At 33.2% G+C, this 921-nt stretch carries 1 protein-coding gene; it reads left to right on the forward strand.

The window, feature by feature from the left end:
- Nucleotides 1-58: 58 nt before the first annotated feature.
- A partial coding sequence (locus LOK41_RS28275; RefSeq protein ID WP_241819392.1) for a tyrosine-type recombinase/integrase occupies nt 59-921 on the forward strand: 863 nt, incomplete at its 3' end.

Below are 921 nucleotides of genomic sequence, written 5' to 3' on the forward strand. Positions count from 1 at the left end.
GAATGTAATTCAGTTATAATAATAGATAGAAGAGGAATTAATAAGGAGTTGAAGAACAATGAAATTTGAATTGAATACAATTCATAGTGAAACTTCTTTAGAAAATATAGAGAAACAAAAGCAAAATTTCACAAACATTATTTCATTATGGAATCGTGATTATATTAATGAAGCTGAATTTAAAAAGGAAAATAATGAAAGAGAAGATGCATATACATATGAGGGATTTTCAGATGAAGAAATATTGTACTATTACTTAAATCGGCAAACACATTTTGCCCAAGAAAAGCGTATAAAGGATGCATCTAGGACTCTATATGCACGTGATCTAAGCCAATTCTATTTTTTTATCAAACAAAGTACAGAATTTCTGCAGCAAGATGTTAAAGATTATGTAGTCGGCCAAGTTTGGGGGAACTTAAGAAAGCGACATATCCGAAACTATCAAAAGTGGTTATCCCAGGAGGCAATCTCCTATCAATCAAAAGAAAAATACAAAGCATCTACGATTAGTCGAAAACTTGGTGTGATCCGTTCGTATTTGAAATGGCTATATGAAATTCAATATATCCAGGAACCTCTTCATGTGGAAGTTCTAAGTACGACCGTTAATAAACACCATAAACCAAAACGCGAGTTATCATATGAGGAAGTGAAGCAGTTGCTTCATTACTATAAGGATAATGAAATCAATTACGCTTTATTATCCGTTTTAGCTACCACTGGATTACGTGTTGCAGAAGTTGCGCATGCAATGTGGGAAGACCTTGAGTATGACGCTATACGTGGACGTTATTATTTAACAGTAAATACAAAGGGAGATAATGAACGGATTGTTTCTATTAATAAGGAGATTTTTAATCGTATTGTTGCATTTCGAATCCGGAGAAGGTTACCTGTAGACATTGGAAATAAAGATGG

Origin of the sequence: Bacillus sp. TL12 (assembly GCF_022625245.1) — a bacterium.
Classification (GTDB): domain Bacteria; phylum Bacillota; class Bacilli; order Bacillales; family Bacillaceae_G; genus Bacillus_A.